This window comes from Tardiphaga sp., assembly GCF_028290495.1.
In the GTDB taxonomy this organism is placed as follows: domain Bacteria; phylum Pseudomonadota; class Alphaproteobacteria; order Rhizobiales; family Xanthobacteraceae; genus Tardiphaga.
Genome location: NZ_JAQGJT010000001.1, coordinates 1 through 4,485, shown reverse-complemented (window position 1 = coordinate 4,485; position 4,485 = coordinate 1). Strand labels below are relative to the sequence as shown.

Annotated in this window: 8 protein-coding genes; all 8 read left to right on the top strand. The window is 58.0% G+C overall.

Translation table 11 applies throughout. The annotated features are described in order from the left end of the window. Positions 1-307 (top strand): hypothetical protein (locus JWQ24_RS00040; RefSeq protein WP_299802886.1); only part of this gene is annotated, 307 nt, incomplete at its 5' end. A gap of 126 nt (positions 308-433) precedes the next feature. Further along, positions 434-697, top strand: a complete 264-nt coding sequence (locus JWQ24_RS00035) for a hypothetical protein (protein ID WP_299802884.1) — start codon at positions 434-436, stop codon at positions 695-697. Positions 698-894: 197 nt separating this feature from the next. After that, on the top strand, positions 895-1,587 hold the full coding sequence (locus JWQ24_RS00030; RefSeq protein ID WP_299802883.1) for a Crp/Fnr family transcriptional regulator: 693 nt from the start codon (positions 895-897) through the stop codon (positions 1,585-1,587). 414 nt (positions 1,588-2,001) lie between these two features. Further along, the gene (locus JWQ24_RS00025; protein ID WP_299802882.1) at positions 2,002-2,154 is read left to right on the top strand and encodes a hypothetical protein; all 153 of its coding nucleotides are present in this window, start codon (positions 2,002-2,004) and stop codon (positions 2,152-2,154) included. 266 nt (positions 2,155-2,420) lie between these two features. Next, entirely contained in the window at positions 2,421-3,221 is an 801-nt protein-coding gene (locus JWQ24_RS00020) for a class I SAM-dependent methyltransferase (RefSeq protein WP_299802881.1), read from the top strand. 200 nt (positions 3,222-3,421) lie between these two features. Further along, positions 3,422-3,835: a hypothetical protein gene (locus tag JWQ24_RS00015; RefSeq protein WP_299802888.1), complete on the top strand. Its 414-nt coding sequence runs from the start codon at positions 3,422-3,424 to the stop codon at positions 3,833-3,835. A gap of 4 nt (positions 3,836-3,839) precedes the next feature. Continuing rightward, positions 3,840-4,139: a hypothetical protein gene (locus JWQ24_RS00010; protein ID WP_299802880.1), complete on the top strand. Its 300-nt coding sequence runs from the start codon at positions 3,840-3,842 to the stop codon at positions 4,137-4,139. 144 nt (positions 4,140-4,283) lie between these two features. Beyond that, entirely contained in the window at positions 4,284-4,460 is a 177-nt protein-coding gene (locus JWQ24_RS00005) for a hypothetical protein (RefSeq protein ID WP_299802879.1), read from the top strand. The last annotated feature ends 25 nt before the right edge of the window (positions 4,461-4,485 follow it).

The following is a 4,485-nucleotide window of genomic DNA, read 5'->3' as shown; positions in this document are numbered from 1 at the left end:
CCGAGCCGCCCTAGCCTCTCGCAGAAGATCGCCGAAGGAGGCCTGTCCGTCCCGCCTACTGGAAATCCTGCGGCACCTCGCCGTAGCGCGCCAGCACCACCGGCGCGTCAAAGTCGCCGAACTCCGGATCGCCAATCACCGAGAATACAACGACGCCGGGCGGGGGATGGCGAGCAGGGAGGAGCTGAGCGCGTGGTTCAACGCGCTGCCTTGCGACGGTCTCGGTAAAGAGCATTTTGACGCGTTAGTCGTCATCCTCTCGCAGCACCCGAACCCCGCCAGTAGTAAAGGAATCCTTGACCGCTGACACCGCGGCAATGACCCGAAAGCGAGGAAGCACCATGGACGAAACCGAAGTCGTTATGATTGACTACACCAATTTCCGCGGCGAACGCGGTGGCTGCTCCGCGCCGTCGAAACCGAGATGGGCGCGATGCGTGATTTTGCCATGAAGGACATCCATTCGTGGCGACCGGTGCCGCACCTCAACCGTCATAAGCAGGAATTGAAGATGACGAAGAATGTGAAGGAAATTGGCGATCTGGAGAAACAGCTTCGGTCGGCAATGACTGCCGTTCGAGATTTGCATCTTCAAGCACTTGAACTCGGAGTCCGGGATATCGAGGCCGCGGCCGGAAAGGCGCACGACCTACTGTCCGACTGCAGTGCAGCGCGGGACCAGGTAGATCGCTCCTAGGATAGCCCCGGCGAAGCCAGTGCAGACCTTCGGTTATGGCGGGTATTTGCCCGAAAACATCGGTGTATGTCGCAAGCCGGGCAGACCGGGGCCACTTATGCGCGTTATTAGACTTATCATCGGTCTGTCCCTGGCATTTTTCGGTGACTGAGAGTCGGTTGTGCTCCCGCCCCGCCCCGGACGGGAAAGATGCCTCCATGAGCCGTCATCTTCAGAATCATTTATTGGCCGGTCTCGATCGAGCGACATTTGCTCAGATCGAGCCGTTCCTGACCACTGCCCATCTCAGCCAAGGCGATGTGATCAGCGAAACACACGCGACAGTTCAGAAGATGTACTTCCCACATGGCGGGATCATTTCGTGCGTAGTTGAGCTCATCGGCGGCGGCGCCATCGAGACCGGCATGATCGGCAATGATGGCCAGTTCGGCGCGGCCGCCGCCCTTGACCACAAAGTGTCACTGAACCTCGTGGTGATGCAGATCGCCGGCGACGTGTCCGTCATCGAAGCCGACCGGGTCCGGGACCTTGCGCAGCAGCATCCCTCTTTCCGCGCTCGGCTGATGGCCTACGAACAATTTTTTGTTTCGCAGGTGCAGCAGACATGCGCGTGCAACGCCGTTCATAAGGTGGAGCCCCGCACCTGCAAATGGATCCTGAGAATGCAGAAGCTGGTCGGCGACGACCTCCTTCTGACACAGGAATTTCTTGCCCAAATGATGGGGGTCCGGCGCACTAGCGTGACGCAAGTCGCGGCCAATATGCAACGAGAGGGCATGATCACCTACTCACGCGGCCGAATCCATATCAATGATTTAGACAAGATCCGGGCTGCAGCCTGCGAGTGTGATAGCGCGGTGAATTCGCACTACGCGCGGATTATCGAATAGGCGGCTAAATAATTTTTGGTTTTGTCGGATTGCGGACTGACGAAAGTATTACCCCACCCATACGATCGCTCTCATCAGCACCAACGAGCGTTTCACAAATGAAAAAACACAAAGCATCCTCCCTCTATAAACACGCTGCAGACGCGCTTTGCCGGGCCCGAAAGCTGCCGGTTGGACCAGCCAGGAACGACCTGCGCCAGCTCGCGCTTGGTCTTCGCTGGCTGGAGAAGAGGGGTTTTTCCGCTCACGTCGAAGACCGCTTGGCAGGGCTAGCAAGGCTCGAAAGTGAGCGCGGTAACGATATTGCTATGTCGGCCAGCGCGCTTACGGGATAAGCTTTGATCATCACCGCTCGGATCCAGGCGTTTACCGGTGACTGAGAGCGGTGCTCCCGCCCAACCATAGGCGGAGCAGATGACGCACGACATTCCCGAACTTGTTCGCAAGATCGAACAGGCGAAGCGCCTGATCAAATCCGCAGACCCTACGACCGGTGAGCGCCTCAGAACCTTTCTTGCCGATCTCGAACGACAGCTTATCGAGATCGATAGCCGCCTTGGAAAATAGCTAACTCGACCTGCTGGCGCTCTTGAGCGATGAACATTTACCGGAAGAGAATACCACTGCAGCAGTTTGCGGGATTTCACCAATTATGATTTAATTGCCTGATGAAAACGGAGCGTAGGTCCGAGGCCTCTTCCATCTGGAAAGCTCGAATTCGCTGCCCGCGCTGCGCTTCGAGAGTGGTAGAACTTTCGACATCGCCCCACTGCTCGAATGAGCTTTGCGAGTATAGCAGCGCAGGTTTTCCGGTTATCGACGGGCAGCCGGTCTTGATTGATTTCCAGTTTAGTGTGTTCAATCGCGATATGTATGGAGCCGCAAGTGGTTCAGTGCTCCGCAGAGATGTGACCGGCCGCTCCATTAGTTCTCGACTACACAGGTTGACCTTCGGCAACAATCCAGTCGCCCGACGTAACTGTTCGCTATTTCTGTCAATCGTAAAGCAGACTGCAACAACGCCGACGGTGCTCGTGATAGGCGGCGCCACAATAGGATCGGGCGCGGATGTTCTCTATGCCGATGCGGCAATAGAGCTGGTGGGCACAGATGTCTTCTCATCAGAGAACACCGTCCTAGTAGCGGACGCTCACAAGATACCTTTTGCGAATGACACCTTCGACGGCATCTGGATTCAGGCCGTTCTGGAACACGTTCTGGAACCTGCGACTGTTGTGGCCGAAATCCATCGTGTGCTGCGGCTTTCGGGCATCGTCTATGCTGAGACCCCTTTCATGCAACAGGTTCATGAGCGGGCGTACGATTTCACCCGCTTCACCCAAAGCGGACACCGTTGGCTTTTCAGGCATTTTTCTGAGATCAGCGCCGGCCCAGTTTCGGGCCCCGGAGTCGCCCTACTCTGGTCCATTCGATACTTTGTCCGATCTCTTGGAGTCGGCGACAAACTATCGCGTCTATTCCCGCTTCCCTTTTTCTGGTTGCGGTTTTTTGATTTTATTGGGCAAGGTAGATTAAAAGCCGATGCCGCCAGCGGGGTATTTTTTCTTGGACGACGCTCCGAGCGAACGATCGCTCCAGGTGAAATGCCAAAATATTACGATGATCAGCGATGAATCCGATCACGAAAATACGTTGACGCTGGCGGCCTTGGCCGGGGTCTTCAATCTCATCATTCATTGCAGCCGCGCCGCTGCGCAGCGACCGTCGTCACATCGAGGAGCACCGCGATCTTGGGCAAATAGCGCCCTGCCCGATCACCACCCCAATCCCTAGCGGCTGCCCAGCCGACCGATTCCGCCCTATGCTGCCGGCCATGGGCACCAAGTCACGCGAGACGTTGTACGGCAGCACGATCCGGGCATCCGCGGAACGGGCCAAGATCGCCCGACAGAACGCCGATGTGCTGGCATGCGAGGCTTGGAATTACCGCATGCTGGGTTACAAGGGACCGGCCCAGCCGTCCCCGACGATGGGCGACGCCCTCAACGCCGGCTTCGCTTATCTCGAGGTCCGCTGCCACGGCTGCGATACCCATCAGACCGTGGCGCTTGATGTGATCCGTCGACCGATGGCGACGCCCGTCCACGAATTGGAGCGTTACATGCGCTGCAAGGATTGCTCGCAGGTCCGGGGCTACCCGTACAAGCGCAGCCACCTCGTGGCGCTGCGCCAGCAGAAGATATCCGCACAGAACTCGCCGGCGGTGTGGTGGCCTGGAGAACGGTGACGCCATGAGCGGAACATTTTCCCTCAAGAACAGCGCTCTGCTATATCCTGCCGTTGGCTTCGATCCGGACGAAGACCACTTCGGCGTCATGCTCGACGAGCAGGAAGTGGGGACGATCTACCGGATTGGCGACGAATGGCTGTGGTCAATCAATCTCGGCATGATGGGCGGCGGGAGCGGCCGCGCGGCCAGTCGAAGAGAGGCACGGGAGGCTTTTCGCGCTGCTTGGGATGAGAGGGCGGTCAGGCTCGGACCGGCGCACGTAAGCCGCGCGCTGGCCATCGCGCAGGGCAGGTCCAACTGACCTACAACCTGAGTGCCATTGCGCTTGTGGCGGGCGCCAATGCCCCGAACGAGTGCCTTGCGTACACGGAACCGGGCCAACTAGAATTGTTCCGTACGATAACGTCCGCTCGGGCCAGCGGACCGAACGCAAGCGAGTGACATCATGCCTGACTACCGCGCCTACATCGTCGGCACCGACGGTCACTTCAAATCATCCGAAGCCATCATTGCCGATAATGATGAGAAGGCGGTCAAGATCGCGCAGAAGCTGGTCGACGGACACGATGTCGAGGTCTGGCAGCTTGACCGGAAGATCACGGTTCTGCCTCACAAGGAATAGGCCTTTCGGTCGAACAATTCGCGCC

Excerpts from the sequence above, each read along its gene's own strand:
- JWQ24_RS00035 (WP_299802884.1), top strand. The coding sequence starts at position 434 with ATGCGTGATTTTGCCATGAAGGACATCCATTCGTGGCGACCGGTGCCG.
- JWQ24_RS00030 (WP_299802883.1), top strand. The coding sequence starts at position 895 with ATGAGCCGTCATCTTCAGAATCATTTATTGGCCGGTCTCGATCGAGCG.
- JWQ24_RS00025 (WP_299802882.1), top strand. The coding sequence starts at position 2,002 with ATGACGCACGACATTCCCGAACTTGTTCGCAAGATCGAACAGGCGAAG.
- JWQ24_RS00015 (WP_299802888.1), top strand. The coding sequence starts at position 3,422 with ATGGGCACCAAGTCACGCGAGACGTTGTACGGCAGCACGATCCGGGCA.
- JWQ24_RS00010 (WP_299802880.1), top strand. The coding sequence starts at position 3,840 with ATGAGCGGAACATTTTCCCTCAAGAACAGCGCTCTGCTATATCCTGCC.
- JWQ24_RS00005 (WP_299802879.1), top strand. The coding sequence starts at position 4,284 with ATGCCTGACTACCGCGCCTACATCGTCGGCACCGACGGTCACTTCAAA.